Raw genomic sequence first — 25,004 nt, forward strand, 5'->3', positions numbered from 1 at the left:
TTTGATTTTCATTGAGTATCAGTGACTAAATCATCAACTCTGATTTATCCAATAAAATTGAAAAGGATGGAAAAAAGGTTGCATTTATGATATAATTTATTTTAAAGACCTTATTAGAAATCTTGAAAGAGTATTGAAAACTTAGAATGAGAAAAATTGTTATCAATGGTGGATTACCACTACAAGGTGAAATCACTATTAGTGGTGCTAAAAATAGTGTTGTAGCCTTAATTCCAGCTATTATCTTGGCTGATGATGTGGTGACTTTGGATTGCGTTCCAGATATTTCGGATGTAGCAAGTCTTGTCGAAATCATGGAATTGATGGGAGCTACTGTTAAGCGTTATGACGATGTCTTGGAGATTGATCCAAGAGGTGTTCAAAATATTCCAATGCCTTATGGGAAAATCAACAGTCTTCGTGCATCTTACTATTTTTATGGGAGCCTCTTGGGTCGTTTTGGTGAAGCGACAGTTGGTCTACCGGGAGGATGTGATCTTGGTCCTCGTCCGATTGACTTACACCTTAAGGCGTTTGAAGCTATGGGTGCCACTGTTAGCTACGAGGGAGATAACATGAAGTTATCTGCTAAAGATACAGGACTTCATGGTGCAAGTATTTACATGGATACGGTTAGTGTAGGGGCAACGATCAATACGATGATTGCTGCGGTTAAAGCGAATGGTCGTACTATTATTGAAAATGCAGCCCGTGAGCCTGAGATTATTGATGTAGCTACCCTCTTGAATAATATGGGTGCCCATATCCGTGGGGCAGGAACCAATATCATCATTATTGATGGTGTCGAAAGATTACATGGAACCCGTCATCAGGTGATTCCAGACCGCATTGAAGCTGGAACATATATTTCCTTAGCTGCTGCAGTTGGTAAAGGAATTCGTATCAATAATGTTCTTTACGAACACCTGGAAGGATTTATTGCTAAGCTGGAAGAAATGGGAGTGAGAATGACTGTATCTGAAGACAGCATTTTTGTCGAAGAGCAGTCTAATTTGAAAGCAATCAATATTAAGACAGCTCCTTACCCAGGCTTTGCAACTGATTTGCAACAACCGATTACCCCACTTTTACTAAGAGCGAATGGTCGTGGTACAATTGTTGATACGATTTACGAAAAGCGTGTAAATCATGTTTTTGAACTAGCAAAGATGGATGCGGATATTTCGACAACAAATGGTCATATTTTGTACACAGGTGGTCGTGATTTACGTGGAGCCAGTGTTAAAGCAACTGACCTGAGAGCTGGTGCAGCTTTAGTCATTGCTGGTTTGATGGCCGAGGGACAAACTGAAATTACCAATATCGAGTTTATCTTACGTGGTTATTCTGATATTATCGAAAAATTACGTAATCTAGGAGCGGATATTACACTTGTTGAGGATTAAACCGTAGAGGTGTTTATGAATATTTGGACCAAATTAGCAATGTTTTCTTTTTTTGAAACGGATCGCTTGTATTTGCGTCCTTTCTTTTTTAGTGATAGTCAGGACTTCCATGAGATAGCTTCGAATCCAGAAAATCTTCAATTTATTTTCCCGACTCAAGCAAGTCTGGAAGAGAGCCAATATGCGTTGGCTAATTACTTTATGAAGTCCCCTTTGGGGGTATGGGCTATTTGTGACAAGAAAACTGAAAAAATGATTGGTTCTGTTAAGTTTGAAAAGTTAGATGAAATTAAAAAAGAAGCTGAACTTGGCTATTTTTTGAGAAAAGATGCTTGGTCGCAAGGATTTATGACAGAGGTTGTTAGAAAAATTTGTCAACTTTCTTTTGAAGAAGTTGGCTTAAAACAATTATCCATCATTACCCACCTTGAAAATGAAGCTAGCCAACGGGTTGCTCTTAAGTCTGGATTCCGTTTGTTTCGTCAGTTTAAAGGAAGTGATCGCTACACAAGAAAAATGCGGGATTATCTTGAATTTCGGTATGTAAAAGGAGAATTCAATGAGTAAGCATCAGGAAATTCTAAGCTATTTGGAAGAATTACCAGTAGGTAAAAGGGTCAGTGTTCGTAGTATTTCCAACCATCTGGGAGTCAGTGATGGAACTGCCTATCGGGCCATTAAAGAAGCTGAAAACCGTGGAATTGTGGAGACCCGTCCTAGAAGTGGAACAATCCGCGTCAAATCCCAGAAAGTTGCTATCGAAAGATTAACTTTTGCTGAAATTGCTGAAGTGACCTCTTCTGAGGTTCTGGCTGGGCAAGAAGGTTTAGAGAGAGAATTTAGTAAGTTTTCAATCGGTGCTATGACCGAACAAAATATCTTGTCTTACCTTCATGATGGGGGACTCTTGATTGTCGGAGACCGTACCCGTATCCAACTGTTAGCACTTGAAAATGAAAATGCCGTTCTGGTTACAGGTGGATTTCAGGTTCATGATGATGTACTTAAACTGGCCAATCAAAAAGGGATTCCTGTTCTGAGAAGCAAGCATGATACTTTCACTGTCGCGACCATGATCAATAAAGCCTTGTCAAATGTCCAAATCAAAACGGATATTTTAACTGTTGAGAAGCTTTATCATCCAAGTCATGAGTATGGTTTTCTGAGAGAGACAGACACTGTTAAAGATTATTTGGACTTAGTTCGTAAGAATCGAAGCAGTCGTTTTCCAGTTATTAACCAACATCAGGTTGTCGTTGGAGTTGTAACTATGAGAGATGCGGGCGATAAGTCACCAAGTACCACAATTGACAAGGTTATGTCGCGTAGTCTATTTTTAGTTGGATTATCGACAAATATTGCCAATGTTAGTCAACGGATGATTGCTGAAGACTTTGAAATGGTACCAGTTGTTCGGAATAATCAAACCTTGCTTGGAGTTGTGACACGACGAGATGTCATGGAGAAGATGAGCCGTTCCCAAGTTTCGGCTCTACCGACTTTTTCTGAGCAGATTGGACAAAAACTTTCTTATCACCATGATGAAGTAGTGATTACAGTGGAACCCTTTATGCTTGAGAAAAACGGTGTTTTAGCTAACGGTGTATTGGCGGAGATACTGACTCACATGACCCAAGATTTGGTTGTGAATAGTGGCCGCAATCTCATTATCGAGCAAATGCTGATCTACTTTTTGCAGGCTGTTCAGATAGATGATATACTGCGCATTCAAGCACGGATTATTCATCATACGAGACGATCAGCTATTATTGACTACGATATTTATCATGGTCACCAGATTGTTTCAAAAGCAAATGTAACCGTTAAAATTAATTAGAAACTAGGAGAAAAAATGATAACATTAAAATCAGCTCGTGAAATCGAAGCTATGGATAAGGCCGGTGATTTTCTAGCAAGTATTCATATCGGCTTACGTGATTTGATTAAGCCTGGCGTAGATATGTGGGAAGTTGAAGAGTATGTCCGCCGTCGTTGTAAGGAAGAAAATTTCCTTCCGCTTCAGATTGGGGTTGACGGTGCAATGATGGACTATCCTTATGCTACCTGTTGCTCTCTTAACGATGAAGTAGCTCACGCTTTCCCTCGTCACTATATCTTGAAAGATGGTGATTTGCTCAAAGTTGATATGGTTTTGGGAGGCCCAATTGCTAAATCTGATTTGAATGTCTCAAAATTAAACTTCAACAATGTTGAGCAAATGAAAAAATACACTCAGAGCTATTCTGGTGGTCTTGCAGACTCATGTTGGGCTTATGCTGTAGGTACACCGTCCGAAGAAGTGAAAAACTTGATGGATGTAACCAAAAAAGCTATGTACAAGGGAATCGAGCAAGCTGTTGTTGGAAATCGCATTGGTGATATCGGTGCAGCCATTCAAGAATACGCTGAAAGTCGTGGTTACGGTGTAGTGCGTGATTTGGTTGGTCATGGTGTTGGCCCAACCATGCACGAAGAACCAATGGTTCCTAACTATGGTATTGCTGGTCGTGGACTCCGTCTCCGTGAAGGAATGGTCTTGACTATTGAACCGATGATCAATACAGGTGACTGGGAAATTGATACAGATATGAAGACTGGTTGGGCCCATAAGACTATTGACGGTGGACTATCTTGTCAATATGAACACCAATTTGTCATTACTAAGGATGGTCCGGTAATCTTGACTAGCCAAGGTGAAGAAGGAACCTATTAATAAAAAGTGAAAAGACTACTGGAAGTTTATTTTGATAAAAAATCCAGTAGATCTTTTCATAATAAAACGCATTGTATCATATTAGGGGCTGATATCATGCGTTTTTCTGATTTTAAGATTTTTTCCAACTCTGTTTGTAACCACATCATAACAAAGGGCCTAGGATTCAGAGCTCTCCTCCTATATACTATTAGTAAAGCAAAACTAGGGGAGAATATTTTAGTGTCGCAATCTATTGTTTCTGTAGAGGTTCCACAATATTGTCGTTTTGATTCTAAAAAGAGCAATGAAATTCTGTTTAACGTTCGTATTGCCAATCTTAAATTTACCTTTTTCATATTGAAGTATTGAGCTAGTTTATGAAAAAATTGAATGAAAGAGTTGAGTGTTTTAGAAACCTACAGTGTAGTATTCTAGTTTCAATCCACTATATTTTGCTACTCCCCGTAAAGTTTCTATTTTCCCTGAATTCTGATATAATAGAAATATTGACTTCAAGAGTAAGGAAGAGAAGATGAACGCATTATTGAATGGAATGAATGACCGTCAGGCTGAGGCGGTGCAAACGACAGAAGGTCCCTTGTTGATTATGGCGGGGGCTGGCTCTGGAAAGACCCGAGTTTTGACCCACCGTATTGCTTATCTGATTGATGAAAAGCTGATCAATCCGTGGAATATCTTGGCCATTACCTTTACTAATAAGGCTGCGCGTGAGATGAAAGAGCGTGCTTATAACCTTAATCCAGCCACTCAGGACTGTCTGATTGCGACCTTCCACTCCATGTGTGTGCGTATTTTGCGTCGCGATGCGGATCATATTGGCTACAACCGCAATTTTACTATTGTAGATCCAGGGGAGCAGCGAACTCTCATGAAACGCATTCTCAAGCAGTTGAACTTGGATCCTAAAAAATGGAATGAACGAACTATTTTGGGGACCATTTCCAATGCTAAGAATGATTTGATTGATGATGTTGCCTATACTGCTCAAGCTGGCGATATGTATACGCAAATCGTGTCCCAGTGTTACACTGCTTATCAAAAAGAGCTTCGTCAGTCGGAGTCGGTTGACTTTGATGATTTGATTATGCTGACCCTGCGTCTCTTTGATCAAAATCCTGATGTTTTGACTTACTATCAACAGAAATTCCAATACATCCACGTTGATGAGTACCAAGATACCAACCATGCTCAGTACCAATTGGTCAAACTCTTGGCTTCCCGTTTTAAAAATATCTGTGTTGTTGGAGATGCGGACCAGTCTATCTACGGTTGGCGTGGTGCTGATATGCAGAATATCTTGGACTTCGAGAAAGATTATCCTCAAGCCAAGGTTGTTTTGTTGGAGGAGAATTACCGTTCAACCAAAACTATTCTCCAAGCGGCCAATGAGGTTATTAAAAATAATAAAAACCGCCGTCCTAAGAATCTCTGGACCCAAAACGCTGATGGGGAACAAATCGTTTACTATCGTGCCGATGATGAGCTAGATGAGGCTGTATTTGTAGCCAGAACCATCGATGAACTTAGTCGCAGTCAAAACTTTCTTCACAAGGATTTTGCAGTTCTCTATCGTACAAATGCGCAGTCTCGTACCATTGAAGAAGCCCTGCTCAAGTCAAATATCCCTTATACAATGGTCGGAGGGACCAAGTTCTACAGCCGTAAGGAAATTCGTGATATTATTGCCTACCTCAACCTTATTGCTAATTTGAGTGATAATATTAGTTTTGAACGTATTATTAACGAGCCTAAACGTGGAATTGGCCCAGGTACTGTTGAGAAAATCCGTGATTTTGCGAATATGCAAGACATGTCTATGTTAGATGCTTCAGCTAATATCATGTTATCTGGTATCAAGGGTAAGGTATCTCAGTCTATCTGGGATTTTGCCAATATGATTCTAGATTTACGAGAGCAGCTAGATCACTTAACTATTACAGAGTTGGTTGAGGCTGTTCTAGAAAAAACAGGATACGTCGATATTCTTAATGCCCAAGCAACTCTAGAAAGCAAGGCTCGGGTTGAAAATATCGAAGAGTTCCTTTCTGTGACAAAAAACTTTGATGACACCTCTGATGTGGCAGAAGAAGAAACTGGTCTGGACAAACTGAGTCGTTTCTTAAATGACTTGGCCTTGATTGCCGACACAGATTCAGGTAGTCAGGAGACATCAGAAGTGACCTTGATGACCCTGCATGCTGCCAAAGGTCTAGAGTTTCCAGTTGTATTTTTGATTGGGATGGAAGAAAATGTCTTCCCGCTTAGCCGTGCAGCTGAAGATCAAGATGAACTAGAAGAAGAGCGCCGTCTAGCCTATGTAGGAATTACGCGTGCAGAGAAAATTCTCTATCTGACCAATGCCAACTCGCGCCTGCTTTTCGGTCGTACCAACTACAACCGTCCGACTCGTTTTATTAATGAAATTAGTTCAGACTTGCTTGAGTATCAAGGATTGGCCCGTCCAGCCAATGCAAGCTTTAAGGCATCATATAGCAGTGGTGGTCTTGCCTTCGGTCAAGGTATGAGTCTGGCTCAAGCTCTTCAAGACCGTAAACGTAGTGCCGCCCCAAGAACTATCCAATCAAGCGGTCTCCCATTTGGTCAATTTACAGCTGGCGCAAAATCAGCGTCTAGTGAGACAAATTGGTCCATTGGTGATATTGCCCTCCACAAGAAGTGGGGAGAGGGAACCGTTCTGGAAGTTTCAGGTAGTGGTGCTACGCAGGAATTGAAAATCAATTTCCCAGAAGTAGGTTTGAAAAAACTTTTAGCCAGTGTGGCTCCAATTGAGAAAAAAATCTAATTTTTCATCCTTCTCACGAATAATAAAGTGAGGAGGATTTTTATGTACAGTATTTCATTTCAAGAAGATTCATTATTGCCAAGAGAAAGACTGGCCAAGGAAGGAGTTGAAGCGCTCAGTAATCAAGAGTTGCTAGCTATTTTACTTAGGACAGGAACACGTCAAGCCAGCGTTTTTGAAATTGCCCAGAAAGTCTTGAGCAATCTTTCAAGCCTAACGGATTTGAAAAAAATGACCCTGCAGGAATTGCAGAGTCTGTCTGGTATCGGTCGTGTTAAGGCTATAGAGTTGCAAGCTATGATTGAATTGGGGCATCGTATTCACAAATACGAGACCCTTGAAATGGAAAGTATTCTCAGTAGTCAAAAGTTGGCCAAGAAGATGCAACAGGAATTAGGGGACAAAAAACAAGAGCACCTGGTGGCGCTCTATCTCAATACTCAAAATCAAATCATCCATCAACAGACCATTTTTATCGGTTCTGCCACTCGTAGTATCGCTGAGCCGCGAGAGATCCTTCACTATGCAATCAAGCATATGGCGACTTCTCTCATCTTGGTTCACAATCATCCTTCAGGAGCGGTAGCGCCTAGCCGAAATGATGATCATGTCACTAAACTTGTCAAAGAAGCCTGCGAACTGATGGGGATTGTCCTCTTGGACCATTTGATTGTCTCACAATCTAGTTACTTTAGTTACCGTGAAAAGACGGATTTAATCTAAAGTTCATTAACGACATAATCAAAGAGATTTTTATCCTTGGGACGATTTTCAAATAGAAATTCTGGATGCCATTGGACACCGAGAAAGGCGACATCATCCGTACTCATAACAGCTTCTATAATACCATCTTTAGGATCATGAGCCGCAATCTTTAAATTTGGTGCTAAATCCTTGATGCTCTGGTGGTGGAAGGAGTTGATATGGGAGATTTCTCCATAGATTTCTCGAAGAACAGTATTTGGTTCTGTCACCAAGCGTTGAGTTGTGTATTCGGCAGAACAATCCTGCCAGTGGTCTTCTATATCTTGGTACAAAGTTCCACCCATGGCAACGTTAAAAAGCTGAGTCCCACGACAGACAGAGAAAATCGGCTTTTGCTGTTTGATAGCTTCCTTGATGAGGGCTAGTTCGAATATATCTCTTTGAAGGTGGTAGTCATCGCTATCAATAGTTTTTGGTTCACCATAGAATTTTGGATCAACATTTTGCCCACCTGTCAAGATGAGCTTGTCAATCATACTGATATAGTGGCAGGCCATTTCTTGATCACCAATCGGTAGGATGATGGGAATCCCTCCAGCGTCTTTAACGCCTTCAACAAAGCCTTTTGCTGCGTAGCTCATCATGATGTCATCATCTGGATGAGTTTTTTCGTTTCCTGTAATCCCTATAACTGGTTTTTTCATAAAATGATTTTCGCTTTCTAATCCTCTTTTCTCATGAAATAGAGGAGGGTTTGGAGTTCACTTGTCAAATCGACATACTGAACGACCACGTCCTTTGGTAAATGCAGATGGACTGGTGAAAAACTGAGAATTCCTTTCACGCCAGCATCCACCAAGAGATTGGCAACCTCTTGTGACTTGACGCTGGGAACGGTCAGGATAGCAGTTTTGACATCAGCATCCTTGATTTTATCCTTGATTTGAGAAATTCCGTAAATGGGAATCCCATCAGGAGTTTGGCTACCGACTTCAGGATGGTCATCCAGGTCAAAGGCCATGATAATCTTCATCTTGTTACGCTCGTGGAAGCGGTAGTGGAGAAGGGCATGGCCCATATTTCCAATACCAACCAGCATGACATTGGTAATAGAGTTATCATTGAGTAAATCGGCAAAAAACGTCATCAGTTTTTTAACATCATAGCCAAAACCACGACGACCTAGTTCACCAAAATAGGAAAAATCCCGACGTACGGTCGCTGAATCAATACCGATAGCCTCTGCAATTTGCTTAGAGTTGGCACGTTCAATCTTTTCTGCATGAAATCTCTTAAAAATTCGATAGTAGAGAGAGAGTCTTTTCGCTGTAGCTTTTGGAATAGCAGACTGTTTATCTTTCACAAAATCACAACCTTTCTATTCTTCTATTTTATAGAAACATTGTGAAAAAATCAACAAAAACAAGAAAAAACTAAGAAAAATCTTAGTTTTGATGTAAAAAATCTGCATGTGATAGAAAACGGTAGAGGTCTCCGACCAGTCCTTGGTAAACTTCCTGCTCTTGAAAGGTCAAAGAAGTTACATAAAGTGTATCTGGCAGAGTCACACATCCTGATAGAGCCAGCATGAGAGCCTCGTAATCCTCATACTTGAGAGTGCGCTCTACATGATAGCTGTCCTTATAGGTCAGTTCAAACATATGGGACCTATCTTTCCGATTTTGTGAAGACACCACGTTCTACCAAGCTATCCATGAGGAAATAGAATTTTTCCTGATGAATGTGGTGGTCTTCTGATTTGAAAATATCAACCAGACGAAGGCCAAACTTGTCAGTGATATTGATTTTAGCCCCTGTAAGTTCCTTGTTAATGATGATTTTGAGTTGGAATCCTTCACCGCTGTTTGGCACTTTTTCCAAAAGGCGAGTCAGTTCATAGTTACCAACTTTTGTCTCAAAAAAGGTGTTATCTTTGAGGGTGAATTTTTTAACAGAAGGGCTAAGAGTGTAGTCGTAACGACAATTTTTTAACTGAATGGTTTTTTCAAATGCCATATGGCTAACCTCCGATAATTTCTTTTAAGTTTTTTGCGAGGGTTTGTAGGTCTTCAACGGTATTTTGTGGCGACAAACTGATACGAACGGATTCCTTCAAGCGTTCTGAATTTGCTCCGTACATAGCTTCAAGAACATGGCTGGATTGGACAATGCCTGCCGTACAGGCTGAGCCAGTAGAGATTGAAATTCCAGCTAAATCTAGACGAAGGAGTAAGAGGTCGTTTTTCTGGCCAGGAAATCCAATATTGAGGACATAAGGGAGATGATGGTCTCCTCTGTTCAAGTAATATTGAATACCCTCTAGCTCTGCCAGAAAGGCAGTTTCTAGATTTTGTACATGTTGAAAATGTTCTTCTTGCTGTTCTAGGTCCTCTTTTAGGGCTGCAATCATGCCTACGATAGCAGCTAAATTTTCAGTTCCTGCACGTTTTTTCTGTTCTTGGTCTCCGCCATGTAGATAGGAATCAAAATCCATGCTAGATGCGTAGAGAAAGCCGATTCCCTTAGGACCATGGAACTTGTGGGCAGAAGCAGTGAGAAAATCAATGCCCAATTCTTCTGGGTGTATAGGGATTTTACCAATAGCCTGAACTGCATCGACATGATAGGCGGCTGGGTGTTGCTTGAGTATTTGGCCAATTTCAGCAATGGGCAGTAGGTTTCCAGTCTCATTATTGGCAAACATGGTAGAAACCAAAATCGTATCGTCACGTAAGGCCTCTTGAATTTGCTGGGCTGTGATTTCTTGATTTTCTGGTTGAATAATGGTTGCTTCAAACCCAAAGTGTTGAACCAAGTAATCAATGGTTTCAAGGACAGCATGGTGTTCAATGGCAGTTGTGATGATATGTTTTCCTTGTTCTTGGTGACGAAGGCAGTAGCCAATGATAGCAGTATTGTTGCCTTCAGTCCCACCAGAAGTGAAAAAGATATGTTGAGGTTTTGTCCCCAGTAACTGGGCTAGTTCCTGACGGGCTTCTCGTAAGAGTTTACCAGCTTGACGACCATGACCATGAATACTAGAAGGGTTGCCGTAGGTTTCTTGCATCACCTTGGTCATAGCTGAAATAGCAACTGCTGACATAGGAGTTGTCGCAGCATTGTCCAAATAAATCAAATAATCACCTTATTTCTTTTTGTTGTAGGCAAAGAGTGGGCTGACTGGTTTTCTTTCGTGGATACGGACGATGGCATCACCAATTAACTCACTAGCAGTGATGTAGCATACGTTTTTAGGAGTTTTTTCTTTTGTTGCTACTGAATCAGTCACAAGAATTTCTTTAATCTTAGTATTGTCAAGAAGTTCAGCAGCTCCTTCGACGAAGAGACCGTGGCTAGAAACAGCATAAATTTCTGTAGCCCCTTCACGTTCAACGATTTTAGCAGCTTCAGAGAAGGTACGTCCTGTGTTAAGAATATCATCAATCAAGATGGCTTTCTTACCTTCAACATCACCAATAATGTAACCTTCGTTACGAGTTGCATCGTCTTGAGGGTAATCGATAATGGCGATAGGAGCATCAAGATACTCAGCCAAGCTACGAGCACGTTTGACACCTGAATTTTTAGGGCTGACGACAACAACATCTGAGCCAAGGAGGCCCTTATCGCAATAGTGTTTTGCAAATAGGGGAACAGTGAAAAGATTATCCACTGGAATATCAAAGAAACCTTGAACCTGAACGGCATGCAAATCAAGAGTCAGGATACGATCAACCCCAGCCTTAACTAGCATATTAGCAACTAGTTTAGCTGTAAGTGGCTCACGTGGTGAAGCAATGCGGTCTTGACGTGCATAGCCAAAATATGGAAGGACAACGTTGATACTGTGGGCACTTGCGCGCACACAAGCGTCGACCATGATAAGCAATTCCATTAGGTGGTTGTTAACAGGGAAACTTGTTGATTGGATGATGTACACATCATAACCACGGACACTTTCTTCGATATTTACTTGGATTTCTCCGTCTGAAAATTGACGTGATGATAGTTTTCCAAGTGGGACACCAACAGCTTGGGCAATTTTCTGTGCAATCTCTTGGTTAGAGTTGAGTGCGAAAAGTTTCATGTTTTTTCTATCTGACATTATAGACCGTCCTCTGTAAACTTTATAAATCCTAGTGATATTTGCCTTACATATATGAACTGGGATTTTTGTATTTTTATCTTTTCTATTTTACCAAAAAATGGAGATTATTTCAGCTATTTTTCATACTTTTGACAAATCGAACCAATTTTGAAGGAGCTTTTTGATAGGAAATCTGATTTTTCTCTAAAAATTGTTGGAAATCCTGTTTGCCTTGCTCGTGATTTTCCACTTCAAGCTCCAATTCGTAATCCGTCATATCAAAGTATTGACTTTCATCCAGAGCCATGAGACCGATAGCTGTTTGCATTTCATAGCGAAGCGTTGTTAGACAACCAAGAACCTGCCATTCACTAGTTTGGATACCATGTTTAGCCAATTCATCAAGAACCAGCCCTTGAGGAAGTTCTTCCTTACTCAGATAGTTCTCAGCATCTTTTAGTTGCAATTTTTGGTTGTATTCCATGTTCCCAACACTTTGTGGGACTTTGAGTGTCAATTCTGCCCAGTCTTCAAAGGTTCGAATGCGCATAGCAACTTTCTTTTCTCGCAGCTCAAAATCAGGTGTGTCGATGTAGTAATTTTTTTGAAGAACAGAAGTGACACCTGTGAACTGGTCTTTTAGACGATCATACTCATCTTTTTTCAAGAGTGTTTTCAATTCAATTTCTAAATGTTTCATTTTTCTTACCTTTTCTTTATCTATGAAAGCGGATTATGGTATAAACTGCTCACGGTTTCCTAGTCCCTTGAAATCAGTGGTTTTATAGTGTATATCTAAAAGTGAATACGAGATTGAATACGGCATGACTTTTAGCTGGAGCGGATGAAATCCATGAGTTGATCGACGACTTCAAAACGTTGATTATCATTGATGTGGGTATACATATCAAGGGTGGTTTGAACATTGTTATGACCTAATCTGTCCGAAATGATTTTAGCTGTAACACCTGCTTCAAAGAGGAGAGAAGCGTGTGTGTGCCTGAAACCGTGAGGAGTGATTTTTTTGACATCCTTATGTTCACAAAAGAATCTTCTAAGTCTCTCTTTCACAGCTGAAGGAGAAATCCATCCTCCGAAACTATTCGTAAAGATATAATTCGAATCATGTTTGTAAGGTACGCCAGCCCGAAAATATTCTTTTATCTGCTGACGCTTCCAGATTTTTAATATATTTAGAGTTTCATCATCTAAAGTGATAACCCTCTTACTCATTTTGGTTTTAGGGCCCTGAACAGTTTGTTTTTTATTAACAACGACAGCTGTTCGAGAAATGCTTAATCGTTTATTTTCAAAGTCAACATCTGACCACATGAGCCCAAGAGCCTCACCACATCTCAAACCAGTAAAAGCTAGTAAGTGATAAAAGGTATACTCTACAGGCTTACAATCTACTCTGCAAACTTTAAGAAACTCCGTTAGCTCCTGTTTTGTATAGTGGTTCTCTTTGGCCTTTAAGGGTCTATTTTTAGGCTTGATAATCTTGTCTAAGGGATTTAACTTAATGATGTCAAGAGAAACGGCATACTTGAAAATACGGCTGATTACAGAGTAGTAATTAGCATAGAGGATATAGCGATTACTTAACTGGATAGCAACCTTTTGACAATAAGCTACACTGATCTGCTGGATTTTCATATCTGTAAAATACAAGTCAATCATAACATCAAGTTTTTTCTTAACGTTCTGATAGGTTGTTGGTTTCACAGTGCTCTTATAGCTATCAAGCCATAACTCAGCAACTTCAGCGAAAGTAGGGTTCTGAAAATCTTCATTGTTTGAAAAACCGTTCTCTTCAACATCTAAGAGAAGGTCACGTTCGGCAGCCTTTGCCTCTTTAATGGTTTTAAAACCACGTCTTGTTGTGCGTTTTTCTTTTCCAGTAGCAGGGTCTATGCCCAAATATGTTTGAAAGAGATATCTAGTCTCTCCTTTTTTTGTGATGTATTTTTTTATCATAAAAAAGTCCTTTCTTTTCGATTGCTTGCCCGCATAGTTGAAAAGGTGTAGAACTTATGATAAACTATAGTTGTATTTTTTTATCATCCTTTCCATTGCTTGCTTGATGGAAAGTTGAATCCTCACACTCAAAGTTTGGCGATGGAGAGTGTGGGGATTTTTTGTTGTCTTTTTTACTCTAGACCTGAGCTGATTTTAGAAGTCAACAAGAAAGAACCGTCGTCTTGTTTTGAAAACGAAAGAATAACGCTCTTATATTTGCTACCAGTAGAAGTGTATGATACTGTCTTACTGTCGTGGTCATTTACTGAACTAGTTGTTACATTGTTAGGTTCTCCGTGAACGCTAGCAACGTCATCGTAGTTAGTTCCACCGGCTCCATAGTTGATAATATCGCCAACTTGAAGCGCATCAAACTGTTCTTTTGTCCAGTTAAATTTAGCATCTTCCTCTTTTTGAGATGATTCGATAGAAGAACTTACAGAGCTAACCGTCTCTTCAACGTTTTTACCTAGTTCTTTCAATGATTTAGCGTACATTGCTTGAGTTACTAATACAATAGCAATAGACACGACTGCTAGAACCGTCCCAATAATAGCTAGTGTTTTTGGTCTTTTTCGATTTACTGCAAAACCAATTAAACCGAAGATAAGAGCTAAAATAGCCAAAATGAATGAAAAATTATTGATGATAGGCATCCATGAGCCAAGTAGAGCAATTGCTCCAAAAATAATAGCTAAAATACCTAAAACTTTGCGTTCTTGTTTCATAATGAAACCTCTCTATCAGCTTTTAGTGTGGATCAGTTATTGCACATATTTTTATTTCTGTTTTTTACATGCCAACTATTTCCAAAATGGAAACAGTTGGCAGCTCGTCAGATAATAAAATAAGGTGTACCTCTTAGAAGTACACCAGACGATTTTATCCTTGACGAACAAGGCTTTTTTACATTCTTAGTGTATTTCTTTTTTTAATTTCTGTCAAACGTCAACTTATTTTAACGACTTATGTTTACTAGAATATGAAAAGAAAAGTAGCCGTATCAAATACGGCTACCATCACGATATGGATCTAAAATCCAAACCTAAACTTTATGGAGCTAAACTCCTGATAGCTGTATTGTAATATAATTTTCAAAAAATATCAATTTTGCACAATAGACTTCTTGGATATGGGGGACTATTGCCGAGTGCGGGGATTTTTTATATCACATTTGATAATAAAAGAGAATTTTCTAAGATATCTTTATGAGATAACAATATTATTTTATCTTTGCTATTTTCGTTAAATACCGCTAGGGTTTCTGCCACTTTATCAAATCTATGGTGTATATCGTCGACTACAGCAATATATTCAACGTTATCTTTATGGTTCTGTAAAATACGTGTATCCATTGCGAGTAATTTAGCCCTGTTGAGATCATTTCCGTTTGAAATAGTCCTTACAAGTCTTTCTTTTTTGATTGTGGGAATTGCGAAGTCAAATTGCACAGTTATCCCCTCTTTACCTGAATAAGACGGCCTTCTTGTAAAAAGAACCTCTCTCTGTACTAAGGTGTTTTCTATTTCGTCATGGAAAACATTTTTAATTGTTGTATCTCGTAAGACTATCATATCATTCACCTGCATAATAGTTTGGAGCAACCGTTGCTTTGCAAGTGGGAATTTTTCGAGGCTGGTTGTGATAAACAACTCTCCATTTTCAGCTCTCGTACCTAAATTGTTTACGATTGTATTTAGTAAGTTATTTTTGTATGTTGAACGATTTGAGAAACTAACGCCGTGACTTTTTAAATTGTTAATGGTCCATCCGTCATCTGTGAGTGTGACCCTACCATCTGATAAAAACTCAGCATATAGGATGATATGATCAAAATCATTATCTAAAAACGGTGTTCTAATTTCTACTATATTTTTCTCTAGATCATTGAACTTATACTCTTTTAATAACCAATCAAAATATATATTTTTTAGTGTATTTGAGTTATTCATCATCAGCCTCCGTCTTGATATGTGTATATTTGATGAATTCAGAAAATACGTCCACAATGTGAGTTAAATTAGGGAAGTCAGAATCTTCAAGCGGGATAGCAACTCTATCCTTTTTATCGTAGTGATTGGAGTATATATGAATGTGATTCCCCTCTACAATTGAGTCATCAGGATTCACATGTCTATTAGATGGATTAATGTCTACCCTAACTAAATGATTATGGGAATTTTTAAATCTAATATGAATGCTGTAGCGCTCAGGATTCATCCTTCCTCTGTATATGTGAAGTATATATTGAATGTCATCATCATCAATAATAGCTTCGTCTATATCTATTTTACCAAATAAAGACGAGATTGTAGTATGGATTTCATTAAAAGAAAGTTCGTTTTTTGGGTACTTCAGTTTGTTAATTAATTCTTGTACCTGCTGATCATTTAAGTCGTTGTAATTCATTTTTTCCTTACTCCCCTCTATACACCCCGACTACTGCATAGATCTTGATGTGTGTGTCTTCGGCTGGTGGGAAGTCTAGGGTGATGTCTTCGTACTTGTCATTGAGTGATACCAGGCGTAAGCGTCCGTTTTCGGTATAGATCTTCTTAAAGTAAGAACGGTCTCCGTATGCGATAACTGCTAGGTCTCCGTTGTAGGTGGTCAGTCCTTTGTCTACTAAATAAAGAATATCTCCGTCTTGGTAGTCAGGCAGCATGGAGTCTCCGCTGACCTTAGTCGCAATGTCGTGACGTGGTGGTTGCTCGTCAACCTCTATAGTCTCTCTATCTATATCGTCGTAACCGAATCCATAGTTAAATCCAGAAGCTGCTGCCGTCTCAGATACAACCTCAACTTGATACAAGCTGATAACTTCCGACACTTCGTTTATCTTCGTTTCTTCTTCGTTTTGCTCTGTGTACATCTCGCCGTTTGCGTCTTGACTCTTCAGAAGCTCGTCAGACGTCCGTAGCACGATTCTTTTATTATCTGGGGTTAATTGTACTACCTTGTCCGTTATCTGCTGTGTGAGCGAATCTGGGGACGTTGTGGGGGTGGTAACTTTAGAAAGACTAAATAGTTGTTGTGGCTCAACTTCGAGAGCAGCAGCATAAATTCTAATATCTGTTTCGTCTAATTGTCGTTTGCCGTTTTCATGATTGGATATAGTATTTTGTTTAAAACCAGTCAACTGTGACAATTCGTTTTGTGTCATTTTCTTAGATTTTCTGATTTCTTTAATAGAATTACCTAGTATATTCATAAACATTTCCTTTCTCTACCTATAATATATCACAATGAGATAAAAAAATAAATAAAAAAATCTCAAAAAGTGATAAAAAATCATTGACTTATATCTCAAAATGAGATATAATAGTCTTGTAAGGTTGAGAAAGGCAATCTTAAGACAAGGAAAACAACAGAAAGGATGGACTAAATGAAAAAGCACAAAAAGAAAAGACTTACCAATGAAGTCAAGATCGGTTTGATAATAGCCCTCATCAATCTAATCTCTGCACTGGTAAATCTTATATCAAAACTCTTCTAGGAAGAGAGTGGAAGGGGCGAAAGCCCCAACCACTATTGTGTAATTTCATTATAGCACAAGGTAGAAAAAATGCAAAACAAAACCGCTAAATTTATCACTTGGTCTTTGATTGCCTTAACTATTCTAGTTATCATTATTACTTGGCTTATATAAGAGAGGAGAATTATTGTTGACAAATAAAGAGAAAATACGTTCTCAATTTCTTCTTCCTAAAATTCGATTAAGGGAAGAACGTAGAAAAAGAGAGCTTACTACGTTATACATGGCGGACTTGATTGGGTTAAAAAATCGTCGTCAGTATGAACTTAAAGAAAAAGGTCAGTTTCCTTTTCAGGATTATGAAATGGCAATTATTGCTAATAAATTCGGAATGAGTGAAACTGACTTATTCTTCAGTTGAAAATATCTCAAAAAGAGATAAAATAAACAAAAGTCAAAAAGGTCAAACTTTTTCAAAATCGATAGAATAATTCTATCAAAACTGTTGACAAGTACCAACAGTTTTGAAAAGACCTATTAGTAGAAAGGAAAAAGTCAATGTATGGAGCGAAAATGAGGGAGCTGAGAACGGCTCAAAAGCTGGGCTTGCGTGAGCTTGCCAAGCGAACTTTGATAGACTACACGACCTTGTCTCGGATCGAGAACGACCTGAAGGCGGTGACGCTATCGCAGGCGGTGGTCATCGCCAAGGCGCTAGGGTGTAGGGTAGAAGATATGTTGTAGGAGGAAATACTATGAACAACGCAGCGCAAAAAGTAACACGGATTGACAGAGATGCCTGGGAGATCGCTACGGAGCTGGCGAACGAGTACGGCGTATCTATTTGTCACATCATCAGTGAGAGCGTCCGCTACTGTGCAGAGAATGCCGAGTTTAAGGAGATGGACGTTGTCGTTAAACGGTTGGTAGTCGGCAGTAAGGTGCTGGAGTAGGAGGGGAAGAGATGAATGCAAATGTAAATGTATTTTATGAATTAACTTGTAAAGACTTGAACGAAGCGATTGACGCAAAAAATAAAATCATCGCCAATACACTTGACGATGAAACTGTTGAGATAAAAATTGAATTCTTACGTGATGTTTGAACTGTAAAATCGCTCGGAGATGGTTCTATCGTAGATCGCGTAATAGAGCCATGGTCGATTGTCTGATAGCTGTAGCTGGAGAATCGCTTTTATTGCTCTCGTTTACAGTGTAGAACATTGCAGATGCCAATGTAGCATCAAGTACAAACTTGTCTATATATTTGTGTTTCTTGCTATCGGAGTAAGTAATTGTCAGTGTAATTCGACCTTTATAATCTGGGTCTATTGATGATGTAAATTTTTGTCCTGGGGCAATCATATTTCCGATAAGTGAGTTGAAGCGGTGTACAGAATTCAATGGATCCAATTCGCCATCTATCTGAATATTATCTATATATGCTGGAGTTTGGCCAAAGTTTTTAAAAACAAAGGTACGTTGTTGATTTTTAACTGCATAGACATCTACATAAACATTAATATAAGGCTTTGCCATATCCTCTGTAGCTTTCTTTGTTTGCCAGAGTGAAATGGTATTAAAAACAAAACCGATAACTGCAATTATTACTGTGATATAGAGTGTCCAAATCTGGACATTATCATTGGTGATTTGTGGCATTAGATCACTTCCTTTCTGCTTTTATTATAGCAAAAAGGAGAGAAAAATAGAAAGGAGAGGAAGAGATGGCAAATAAGGAATTTAAAAATAGTTACTCAGTGAATCTACAACGTACAGAGAAGCTAAAATAGCGTGTGAGAAGCTATTTAGACAAGTCAGCCATGAGATAGAACTCAGAGCGCTGGAAAGTAATACAGTTTGACAAGAACGCAAAAAAGCACCTGACGAAGTCAGGCGCATACTAAAACAATTTAAACCATTATATCACAAAAATGCTTGCCCGCATAGTTGAGAGGATGTAGAAAATGGAAGGTATAACGTTACAATTACGATTAGACGGCGAAAGTGCTGAATTGTTCACAAATCAATTATTGGCTTTTGCTGAAAAGCAGGTCAAGGAGCAGTTAGAGAATGATCGTATGCCAATCAATCAACAGGCTTTGATGAAGAAGTTTGGCTTTACTCATGCCTATATTAAGAAATTAGAACGTAAAGGGTTAAGATTTCGTAAGCAAGGGAAAGATATTATGTACGATGTCAATGATGTTTATGAAATTTTGGAATTAGAGAAAGAAGTACGAAAATTAAGAGCGTAAGGAGATAGAAAAATGTTTGAACCACCGATTTTAGACCAGTTGATGGGTGTTGGAGCCTTGCTGCTTGGATTTGCAGGGGCTTATCGTCATATCAAACTGCAAGAAAAACGAGAGGAAGAAGAGAGACGAGAAGAGCAAGAATTTGCGTCTATGATTATCCAAGTGCGTAATCATGCATACGAACGTGGTAGAGAGGACAAATGGCAAGAAATTCGCAAGAATATTCGTCGTCCGTTCAAGGGCTTCACCTACGACAATGAACCGCCTGTAGGCTTGCGTCCAGAGCCGTTAGGCTTACCAGAACCTAAACAGTCTGCAATCAGACTTTTGTCATGAGGAGGGCAGGAAATGGAAGAATTGATTGAATGGCTATTCTGGCATGAGAGAGTGAATAAAGAAATGATGTCGTCTGATGAAGAAAAATCTGATTTCGAAATATATTTAGAGGACGAGAACAGGAAAATTTCACTTATCAAAGAATACCTAACCGACTATGGAAAACTAGCAAAGGACTATCGTGATGTGGTCTCTGAGAATAAACTGCTAAAGGTTGAGAAGATGGCGCTAGAAGGCAGGTACATCTATGAGGATATGCGGATGAAGTACCGCGCTAACCGTAGGAAATGGGGTGTGAAATTATGGCGTTAAAAAACAAGCGGTATTTCTGGATCCAGCTTGCTCAGGACTTCTTTAAGTCAAAGGAGATGAAACTACTTCGCAAGATTGCTGGCGGAGATACACATACCATCATTTATCTCAAAATGATGTTAATTAGCTTGGAAGACGGAGGGCATATTTACTACGATGGATTGGCTGACAATCTAGCTGAAGAAATCGCTCTTGTCATTGACGAAAATGTCGAAGATATTAAAATTACATTGATTTTTTTAGAAAGCAAAGGATTGTTGACTAGAAAAAATGACAGGGACTATTTCTTAGAGCAAGTTCCTGAGATGGTTGGGAGTGAAACAGCAACTGCCAGAAGGGTTCGCAAGTTTCGAGAGAACAAACAGGTGTTACATTGTAACACCGATGAAACAAAGTGTAACGGAGATATAGATATAGATAAAGAGATAGATATAGAGATAGAGAAAGATATAGATAAAAATAAAAATAAAAATAAAAATCCAGTCGAGCTCATCGTGGAAGAATATCAATCTCGTATTGCTCCGTTAGATGGAACTCAATTTGAAATCTTGAAAGAGTTCATCACTTTGGATGGAATGGAAGCGAAAGTTGTTCTGAAAGCAATTGGTTTTGCTGCTGACAATGGTAAACGGAATTTTAGTTATATTAAAGCAATTTTGACGAATTGGAAAAAAGACGGAGTCTTGACGATTGCAGCAGTCGATGAACGTGAGCGAGCCTACAAAGAAAGTAAAATCAAGGGTCAGTCAGGGAATCAAAAATCAAATGTTCCTGAATGGTCTCAACCTAACTATGTGAATACCACGAGCGAGGAGGACAAGGAAGAGCTTGAAAAACGGAAACGTGAATTACTTGAAAGGCTTGAAAATAGAGGTGGCTGATGTTTATTTTAAGACATGGGACAAGAGAGGATAAGCCCTTTCTGATGTCCGCAGTTATCGGAGTGACTGGTTTGGACATTTCATATTCTGAGGAGAAGAAAGCCATGCGGTTTGTTTCTCGTGGGGCAGCCGTACAGGTTGGTAAGGCATTGAGGGGTTGCTTTGGGAACTTTTACCCTGTTGAGGTGGAGTGATGAAAGATATCAGAATACTAGATGCGTGTTGTGGCTCTCGAATGTTTTGGTTTAATAAAAAGGAACCACACACAACATACATGGATAGACGTGAAGAGGAATTTGAGATTCACAAAAAGAAAATCAACGTTAAGCCAGACATTGTTGCAGATTTTCGAGATATGCCATTTGATGATGAAACATTTAACCTTGTTGTATTTGATCCGCCACACCTTTTATGGGCTGGCCAGAAATCATTCATGCGTGCGCAATATGGACAACTAGACTTGTTGACTTGGAGATTAGATTTACAACAAGGTTTTGAAGAATGTTTTAGGGTTTTGAAAACAGGAGGAACACTTATTTTCAAGTGGTCTGATGCTCAAGTAAATGTTAAGGAAATTTTGGAATTAGTCCCACAACAACCACTTTTTGGGCAACAGCGTGGGACAACTCACTGGATGGCTTTTATGAAATTTTAGGAGGTATTGATGTTAAATCTTTACTTCGTCTATAACGGGCACTGCAAGTTTTTCCTTGGGAGGTTTGACAATGTCGATGATCTCATTGAGCAAATGGAAGATCATCAGTGGGCTTTCTCGGCTATCACTCATCCAAGGTTTCAGAAGCACATTGGTCAGCGGACGACACGGTTTGACTATGGTGCGAAGGATTGTTACTATTTAGCGACTTTTTCAGGAGGAGAAGAAAATGATTGAACTTATTAAAGAATTTGGAATGGCGATTCTGTGGTTATTTCTCGGCTACTTAATAGGGGAACGTGCAGCAAGAAAGGAAAAGAAAGATGATCAATAACGTTACATTGGTAGGGCGCTTAACGAAAGACCCTGAATTAAAATATACGCCGTCGAATGTGGCGGTTGCTACCTTTACTCTGGCGGTCAATCGGAACTTCAAGGGAGCAAACGGCGAGCGAGAGGCGGACTTCATCAACTGTATGATGTGGCGCAAGCAGGCGGAACTGTTCGCAGAATGGTGCAAGAAAGGCAATCTGGTCGGTGTGACAGGGCGCATCCAGACAAGGAATTATGAGAATCAGGAGGGGCGCAGGGTCTATCTGACTGAGGTGGTCGCAGATGGTTTTGAGCGACTTGAAAAGCGTGATGATACTGCTAACCGTTCGAACATTGAGGAACAAATGCCAGGATACGCCCTTGAAGAAGATGATTTTCCGTTTTAGTGGGAGGTGTTTGGTTGAAGTATGACAAACAGGCTGAGATTGAAGGACTGAAACGCACAATCGAGCAAAACGAAGAGAAGATAATCGAGTATTCGAAACCGTGCGATGCACGCAAGAGACGGATTAGAGCGCTGGAGCGCGATTTGTTGAAGAAAAAGAATAAAGAATTAAGACAGAAAGTAGAGGAGTTGGAAGATGATGGAAGAGTTAAAGCAAAAAGTTAATGAAGTATACAACTGGACGGTAGAAGACGGGAAACCCAAACCTCCCAAGCAAGATTTACCACAAGCGGTAAAAGACCGGGCGGATTATTTCTGGGAAATGACAGAAGATGGCATGACGTTTATGGGAGTGATGGAATGTATCTTCGCTGATGAAAGACCTAAAGAATACGATTTGGGAGCTACCAAGGATTGGTTGCCAAAATCTAAGGAGTTTGATGATTGGATTAGCTATTCGCCAAGCATGGCTCAGGTAGTTATTGCAGTTTATTTGATTTATGGAGGAAGCTAAGATGAAACTTAAGGAATTGATTGATTATTGTAACGTCTTAAAAGAAAGTAAAAGTAGGTTTATCAATTGTATTGATGTAGACAGAATCATCGATACAATCAAACAACTAGACGAACCAGAAAAAGTCAAAGTTCCGCAGTGTGTTCATAAATATATTCAAGAAGCAAAAGAATATAATTGGGACTTACAAGATTTAATGAAGTCTATAGATGATGAAGATAGTGAGGACCTTCAAAGATGGTTTTATCACGAATGCAATCAAGAAACACTTGCTCGTGCATGGCTTGACGGCTACGATGTCGAGGAAGAGAAGCGGTATCGGGTAAAGATGAAAGGTATCGTAAACGCACTGAGCTTTTTGAGCTATCACAAAAATGCTGATATATGGACGGTCACAGATAAAAATAATTCAGACGGACACAGAGCACATCACACCTGTAAAGAACTAGAAGAAGCTGGATTTGGATGGGTTTTCAATTGTGAAGGTGTTGAGATTGAGGAGGTTGAGTGATGGAAGAAATGAAAAGAGAGTTTGCAGGTAAATTGTACAGAAAAGCTTGTGAAATTGCAGAGTTTTATGAAGAGCAAATGGATAGTGAAGACGATGACGAAGTATTTGATATTGAAGAGTGTTTGGTAGAGTTATGTCAGCTAGTTTTTGACGAAATGATTTTTTGTCAAGCGGCAGTATCGAGAACATACTTCGCAACATTGCCAACAGACAATCTTTATATTATGAGTGAAGCAAGAAAAGAATTGCCTTTTAAACCACAGCAGGAGGTCACAGATTGAAAAGATTTATCGCAATATGGATATTATTATCTGCTGGACTAAACATCTGGCAGATGGACAGGATTCGAGATTTAGAAGAAAAGAAGCCGATGGTTATCTATAAGGCTGATAACGCAGGCGCTGAGATATTTGGCAAGGTCCTTGAGAAAGGACGGCACGGGAAGCTATACATGCTTACTATACGTGACTACGGGGTGTTCGTGGTTACGAAGGACGTGTATGAGAAAGTGAAAGTTGGGGATGAGGTGATGTTATGATACCAAAATTTAGAGCGTGGGATAGACTGCGAAAAGAAATGAATTACAAAGTCATGGTAGGCAATTGTGACACAGATGATGAAAACTGGACTTGTCCTGTCATTTGGATTGAAGATAGAAAAAAGTGGTTACATTTTGATGATTATGACTCTATCATGCAATCAACAGGACTCAAGGATAAGAACGGCAAAGAGGTCTTTGTCGGAGATATTATCAAATGCACAAGAGGATGTCCACATGAAGTGTATTTAGAAAAAGAATATGGTGGTACATTCATAGGTGGAATGCCAGCTGTATACCTAAAAGACTTGGGAGAAGGATATGCGTGGACTGAGCATGAAGAAGTCATCGGCAACATCTACGAAAACCCTGAATTTTTGGAGGAATAAAAAATCCCAATCCATAAGGACTAGGCTTCGAAGATGAAGTTGTAGAGTTGGACAACCTTCTGAAAACTGGTTGTATCCATGGTTGTGATTTTTTGAGCCCTGCGCTCTCTAAAGTCAAAAGTATAGAGTTGGAGTGGATTGACAGAGCCATCTACCTTATTGGAACGCACTGGAACGAGCAGACCTTGTTCTTCTAGTCTGTTTTGACCGTGTGTAATAGGGCATACAGCCACAAATCCAGTCCGCTCCGAATATTCTCTACGAGAGACGACAATAGCAGGACGGCGTTTCTGAATCTCACGCCCAACAGACGGGTCAAAGTCAATCCAGATGATGTCCTGTTTTTCTGGAATGTAATCATATTTCGCTGTCAAGGAATTTTACCCCCTCGAAGTCATCTTCCATGCGTAGGTCTGCATCGCCGCTAAATGGGTCTGGAATTTTTGGAGCTAGGACAATGACATTATCTACACCCTTGTAGACAAACATTTCCTGACCTTCTGGAACGTTGAGTGTTTTGGGAATGGTCACAGTGACAGAGTTCCCAACCTTACGAGTTTTAACAGTATTCATTTGTTTCTCCTTTATTTAGTATACATACAGTATACACCTAAAAAGGGAGCAAGGCAAGAAAAAAGCCAGCACAGCTGACTTCTCGTGTTATAGTTTCGCATAACTATTA

General features: G+C 39.5%; 39 protein-coding genes. 24 read left to right on the forward strand and 15 right to left on the reverse strand.

Annotation, left to right across the window (positions count from 1 at the left end; genetic code table 11):
* The first annotated feature begins 146 nt into the window (after positions 1-146).
* The 6 genes from HT696_RS00815 (at position 147) to radC (ending at position 7,648) form a co-directional block, all read left to right on the forward strand.
* Positions 147-1,406, forward strand: a complete 1,260-nt coding sequence (locus tag HT696_RS00815) for a UDP-N-acetylglucosamine 1-carboxyvinyltransferase (protein WP_061088064.1) — start codon at positions 147-149, stop codon at positions 1,404-1,406.
* Positions 1,407-1,421: 15 nt separating this feature from the next.
* Positions 1,422-1,973: a GNAT family N-acetyltransferase gene (locus HT696_RS00820; protein ID WP_112443664.1), complete on the forward strand. Its 552-nt coding sequence runs from the start codon at positions 1,422-1,424 to the stop codon at positions 1,971-1,973.
* Entirely contained in the window at positions 1,966-3,243 is a 1,278-nt protein-coding gene (spxR, locus tag HT696_RS00825; protein ID WP_112443665.1) for a CBS-HotDog domain-containing transcription factor SpxR, read from the forward strand. Before HT696_RS00820 ends, spxR begins: the two co-directional genes overlap by 8 nt.
* Before the next feature lie 15 nt (positions 3,244-3,258).
* Positions 3,259-4,119, forward strand: coding sequence for a methionyl aminopeptidase (locus HT696_RS00830; protein ID WP_057488258.1), 861 nt, complete (start codon positions 3,259-3,261; stop codon positions 4,117-4,119).
* 514 nt (positions 4,120-4,633) lie between these two features.
* Positions 4,634-6,925, forward strand: coding sequence for a DNA helicase PcrA (pcrA, locus tag HT696_RS00835; RefSeq protein ID WP_173283063.1), 2,292 nt, complete (start codon positions 4,634-4,636; stop codon positions 6,923-6,925).
* Positions 6,926-6,967: 42 nt separating this feature from the next.
* A complete protein-coding gene (gene radC / locus HT696_RS00840) occupies positions 6,968-7,648 on the forward strand; it encodes a DNA repair protein RadC (protein ID WP_054392765.1) in 681 nt (226 codons plus the stop codon).
* Here radC and HT696_RS00845 read toward each other — a convergent pair.
* The 12 genes from HT696_RS00845 to HT696_RS00900 form a co-directional block, all read right to left on the reverse strand.
* Positions 7,645-8,334 carry a gamma-glutamyl-gamma-aminobutyrate hydrolase family protein gene (locus HT696_RS00845; protein ID WP_023935878.1) on the reverse strand — a complete coding sequence of 230 codons (690 nt, stop codon included), beginning with the start codon at positions 8,332-8,334 and terminating at the stop codon, positions 7,645-7,647. The two genes, radC and HT696_RS00845, sit on opposite strands and share 4 nt — an antisense overlap.
* 17 nt (positions 8,335-8,351) lie before the next feature.
* On the reverse strand, positions 8,352-8,993 hold the full coding sequence (locus HT696_RS00850) for a redox-sensing transcriptional repressor Rex (RefSeq protein WP_000653414.1): 642 nt from the start codon (positions 8,991-8,993) through the stop codon (positions 8,352-8,354).
* A gap of 82 nt (positions 8,994-9,075) precedes the next feature.
* Positions 9,076-9,291, reverse strand: coding sequence for a DUF4649 family protein (locus tag HT696_RS00855; protein WP_173218401.1), 216 nt, complete (start codon positions 9,289-9,291; stop codon positions 9,076-9,078).
* A gap of 7 nt (positions 9,292-9,298) precedes the next feature.
* Complete coding sequence (locus HT696_RS00860) at positions 9,299-9,646, reverse strand: DUF1831 domain-containing protein (RefSeq protein WP_000863540.1); 348 nt, start codon at positions 9,644-9,646, stop codon at positions 9,299-9,301.
* A 4-nt stretch (positions 9,647-9,650) separates the two neighbouring features.
* A complete protein-coding gene (locus HT696_RS00865) occupies positions 9,651-10,766 on the reverse strand; it encodes a cysteine desulfurase family protein (protein WP_023935874.1) in 1,116 nt (371 codons plus the stop codon).
* Positions 10,767-10,775: 9 nt separating this feature from the next.
* Complete coding sequence (locus HT696_RS00870) at positions 10,776-11,735, reverse strand: ribose-phosphate diphosphokinase (protein WP_004254210.1); 960 nt, start codon at positions 11,733-11,735, stop codon at positions 10,776-10,778.
* A gap of 112 nt (positions 11,736-11,847) precedes the next feature.
* A complete protein-coding gene (locus HT696_RS00875; protein WP_173218403.1) occupies positions 11,848-12,417 on the reverse strand; it encodes a CYTH domain-containing protein in 570 nt (189 codons plus the stop codon).
* Between the two features lie 131 nt (positions 12,418-12,548).
* On the reverse strand, positions 12,549-13,694 hold the full coding sequence (locus HT696_RS00880; protein ID WP_173218405.1) for a site-specific integrase: 1,146 nt from the start codon (positions 13,692-13,694) through the stop codon (positions 12,549-12,551).
* A gap of 173 nt (positions 13,695-13,867) precedes the next feature.
* Positions 13,868-14,464: a CD20-like domain-containing protein gene (locus HT696_RS00885; RefSeq protein ID WP_173282828.1), complete on the reverse strand. Its 597-nt coding sequence runs from the start codon at positions 14,462-14,464 to the stop codon at positions 13,868-13,870.
* 435 nt (positions 14,465-14,899) lie between these two features.
* The gene (locus HT696_RS00890) at positions 14,900-15,688 is read right to left on the reverse strand and encodes a DUF1828 domain-containing protein (RefSeq protein WP_173218409.1); all 789 of its coding nucleotides are present in this window, start codon (positions 15,686-15,688) and stop codon (positions 14,900-14,902) included.
* Positions 15,681-16,145 (reverse strand): hypothetical protein, encoded by a 465-nt coding sequence (locus tag HT696_RS00895; RefSeq protein ID WP_031233729.1) that lies wholly within the window; start codon positions 16,143-16,145, stop codon positions 15,681-15,683. Before HT696_RS00895 ends, HT696_RS00890 begins: the two co-directional genes overlap by 8 nt.
* Positions 16,146-16,152: 7 nt before the next feature.
* Complete coding sequence (locus tag HT696_RS00900; RefSeq protein WP_173282830.1) at positions 16,153-16,947, reverse strand: XRE family transcriptional regulator; 795 nt, start codon at positions 16,945-16,947, stop codon at positions 16,153-16,155.
* A gap of 454 nt (positions 16,948-17,401) precedes the next feature.
* Here HT696_RS00900 and HT696_RS00905 point away from each other — a divergent pair, with 454 nt between their 5' ends.
* The 4 genes from HT696_RS00905 to HT696_RS00920 all read left to right on the forward strand — a co-directional run bounded on the left by HT696_RS00905 (position 17,402) and on the right by HT696_RS00920 (position 18,316).
* The gene (locus tag HT696_RS00905) at positions 17,402-17,632 is read left to right on the forward strand and encodes a hypothetical protein (protein ID WP_023938094.1); all 231 of its coding nucleotides are present in this window, start codon (positions 17,402-17,404) and stop codon (positions 17,630-17,632) included.
* 137 nt (positions 17,633-17,769) lie between these two features.
* On the forward strand, positions 17,770-17,955 hold the full coding sequence (locus HT696_RS00910; RefSeq protein WP_000274132.1) for a helix-turn-helix transcriptional regulator: 186 nt from the start codon (positions 17,770-17,772) through the stop codon (positions 17,953-17,955).
* A gap of 11 nt (positions 17,956-17,966) precedes the next feature.
* Positions 17,967-18,164 carry a hypothetical protein gene (locus HT696_RS00915; protein WP_001057655.1) on the forward strand — a complete coding sequence of 66 codons (198 nt, stop codon included), beginning with the start codon at positions 17,967-17,969 and terminating at the stop codon, positions 18,162-18,164.
* A gap of 11 nt (positions 18,165-18,175) precedes the next feature.
* Positions 18,176-18,316 carry a hypothetical protein gene (locus HT696_RS00920; protein WP_000993373.1) on the forward strand — a complete coding sequence of 47 codons (141 nt, stop codon included), beginning with the start codon at positions 18,176-18,178 and terminating at the stop codon, positions 18,314-18,316.
* Between the two features lie 25 nt (positions 18,317-18,341).
* Here the strand turns inward: HT696_RS00920 and HT696_RS00925 are convergent, their stop codons facing one another.
* A complete protein-coding gene (locus tag HT696_RS00925; protein WP_001135683.1) occupies positions 18,342-18,872 on the reverse strand; it encodes a hypothetical protein in 531 nt (176 codons plus the stop codon).
* 305 nt (positions 18,873-19,177) lie between these two features.
* On the opposite strand from HT696_RS00925, the gene HT696_RS00930 reads away from it, so the two are divergent.
* The 14 genes from HT696_RS00930 to HT696_RS00995 all read left to right on the forward strand — a co-directional run bounded on the left by HT696_RS00930 (position 19,178) and on the right by HT696_RS00995 (position 24,322).
* A complete protein-coding gene (locus HT696_RS00930) occupies positions 19,178-19,468 on the forward strand; it encodes a hypothetical protein (RefSeq protein WP_023937079.1) in 291 nt (96 codons plus the stop codon).
* 12 nt (positions 19,469-19,480) lie between these two features.
* Entirely contained in the window at positions 19,481-19,804 is a 324-nt protein-coding gene (locus HT696_RS00935; protein ID WP_173252939.1) for a hypothetical protein, read from the forward strand.
* A gap of 63 nt (positions 19,805-19,867) precedes the next feature.
* On the forward strand, positions 19,868-20,116 hold the full coding sequence (locus tag HT696_RS00940; RefSeq protein ID WP_240147142.1) for a hypothetical protein: 249 nt from the start codon (positions 19,868-19,870) through the stop codon (positions 20,114-20,116).
* Positions 20,107-20,997, forward strand: coding sequence for a phage replisome organizer N-terminal domain-containing protein (locus tag HT696_RS00945; RefSeq protein WP_173282833.1), 891 nt, complete (start codon positions 20,107-20,109; stop codon positions 20,995-20,997). Before HT696_RS00940 ends, HT696_RS00945 begins: the two co-directional genes overlap by 10 nt.
* Positions 20,997-21,191, forward strand: a complete 195-nt coding sequence (locus HT696_RS00950) for a hypothetical protein (RefSeq protein ID WP_173218417.1) — start codon at positions 20,997-20,999, stop codon at positions 21,189-21,191. Before HT696_RS00945 ends, HT696_RS00950 begins: the two co-directional genes overlap by 1 nt.
* A complete protein-coding gene (locus HT696_RS00955; protein WP_173218419.1) occupies positions 21,191-21,652 on the forward strand; it encodes a class I SAM-dependent methyltransferase in 462 nt (153 codons plus the stop codon). The genes HT696_RS00950 and HT696_RS00955 overlap by 1 nt, the downstream gene beginning before the upstream one ends.
* 9 nt (positions 21,653-21,661) lie before the next feature.
* A complete protein-coding gene (locus HT696_RS00960) occupies positions 21,662-21,889 on the forward strand; it encodes a hypothetical protein (RefSeq protein ID WP_173218421.1) in 228 nt (75 codons plus the stop codon).
* Between the two features lie 86 nt (positions 21,890-21,975).
* Positions 21,976-22,371: a single-stranded DNA-binding protein gene (ssb, locus tag HT696_RS00965; RefSeq protein ID WP_000609557.1), complete on the forward strand. Its 396-nt coding sequence runs from the start codon at positions 21,976-21,978 to the stop codon at positions 22,369-22,371.
* Between the two features lie 14 nt (positions 22,372-22,385).
* Positions 22,386-22,595 (forward strand): hypothetical protein, encoded by a 210-nt coding sequence (locus tag HT696_RS00970; protein WP_173218423.1) that lies wholly within the window; start codon positions 22,386-22,388, stop codon positions 22,593-22,595.
* Entirely contained in the window at positions 22,567-22,884 is a 318-nt protein-coding gene (locus HT696_RS00975) for a hypothetical protein (RefSeq protein WP_173218425.1), read from the forward strand. Before HT696_RS00970 ends, HT696_RS00975 begins: the two co-directional genes overlap by 29 nt.
* Position 22,885: 1 nt before the next feature.
* A complete protein-coding gene (locus tag HT696_RS00980; protein ID WP_173218427.1) occupies positions 22,886-23,395 on the forward strand; it encodes a DUF1642 domain-containing protein in 510 nt (169 codons plus the stop codon).
* Positions 23,395-23,676 carry a hypothetical protein gene (locus HT696_RS00985; RefSeq protein WP_173218428.1) on the forward strand — a complete coding sequence of 94 codons (282 nt, stop codon included), beginning with the start codon at positions 23,395-23,397 and terminating at the stop codon, positions 23,674-23,676. The genes HT696_RS00980 and HT696_RS00985 overlap by 1 nt, the downstream gene beginning before the upstream one ends.
* On the forward strand, positions 23,673-23,933 hold the full coding sequence (locus HT696_RS00990) for a DUF1372 family protein (protein ID WP_173283066.1): 261 nt from the start codon (positions 23,673-23,675) through the stop codon (positions 23,931-23,933). Before HT696_RS00985 ends, HT696_RS00990 begins: the two co-directional genes overlap by 4 nt.
* On the forward strand, positions 23,930-24,322 hold the full coding sequence (locus tag HT696_RS00995; protein ID WP_172922637.1) for a YopX family protein: 393 nt from the start codon (positions 23,930-23,932) through the stop codon (positions 24,320-24,322). The genes HT696_RS00990 and HT696_RS00995 overlap by 4 nt, the downstream gene beginning before the upstream one ends.
* Before the next feature lie 20 nt (positions 24,323-24,342).
* On the opposite strand, the gene HT696_RS01000 is transcribed toward HT696_RS00995, so the two are convergent.
* Positions 24,343-24,696 carry a type II toxin-antitoxin system PemK/MazF family toxin gene (locus HT696_RS01000; RefSeq protein WP_138706349.1) on the reverse strand — a complete coding sequence of 118 codons (354 nt, stop codon included), beginning with the start codon at positions 24,694-24,696 and terminating at the stop codon, positions 24,343-24,345.
* Positions 24,680-24,895, reverse strand: a complete 216-nt coding sequence (locus tag HT696_RS01005) for an AbrB family transcriptional regulator (protein ID WP_001098945.1) — start codon at positions 24,893-24,895, stop codon at positions 24,680-24,682. The genes HT696_RS01000 and HT696_RS01005 overlap by 17 nt, the downstream gene beginning before the upstream one ends.
* Between the last annotated feature and the right edge of the window lie 109 nt (positions 24,896-25,004).

The organism is Streptococcus sp. 9903 (assembly GCF_013276625.1).
Taxonomy (GTDB): Bacteria; Bacillota; Bacilli; order Lactobacillales; family Streptococcaceae; genus Streptococcus.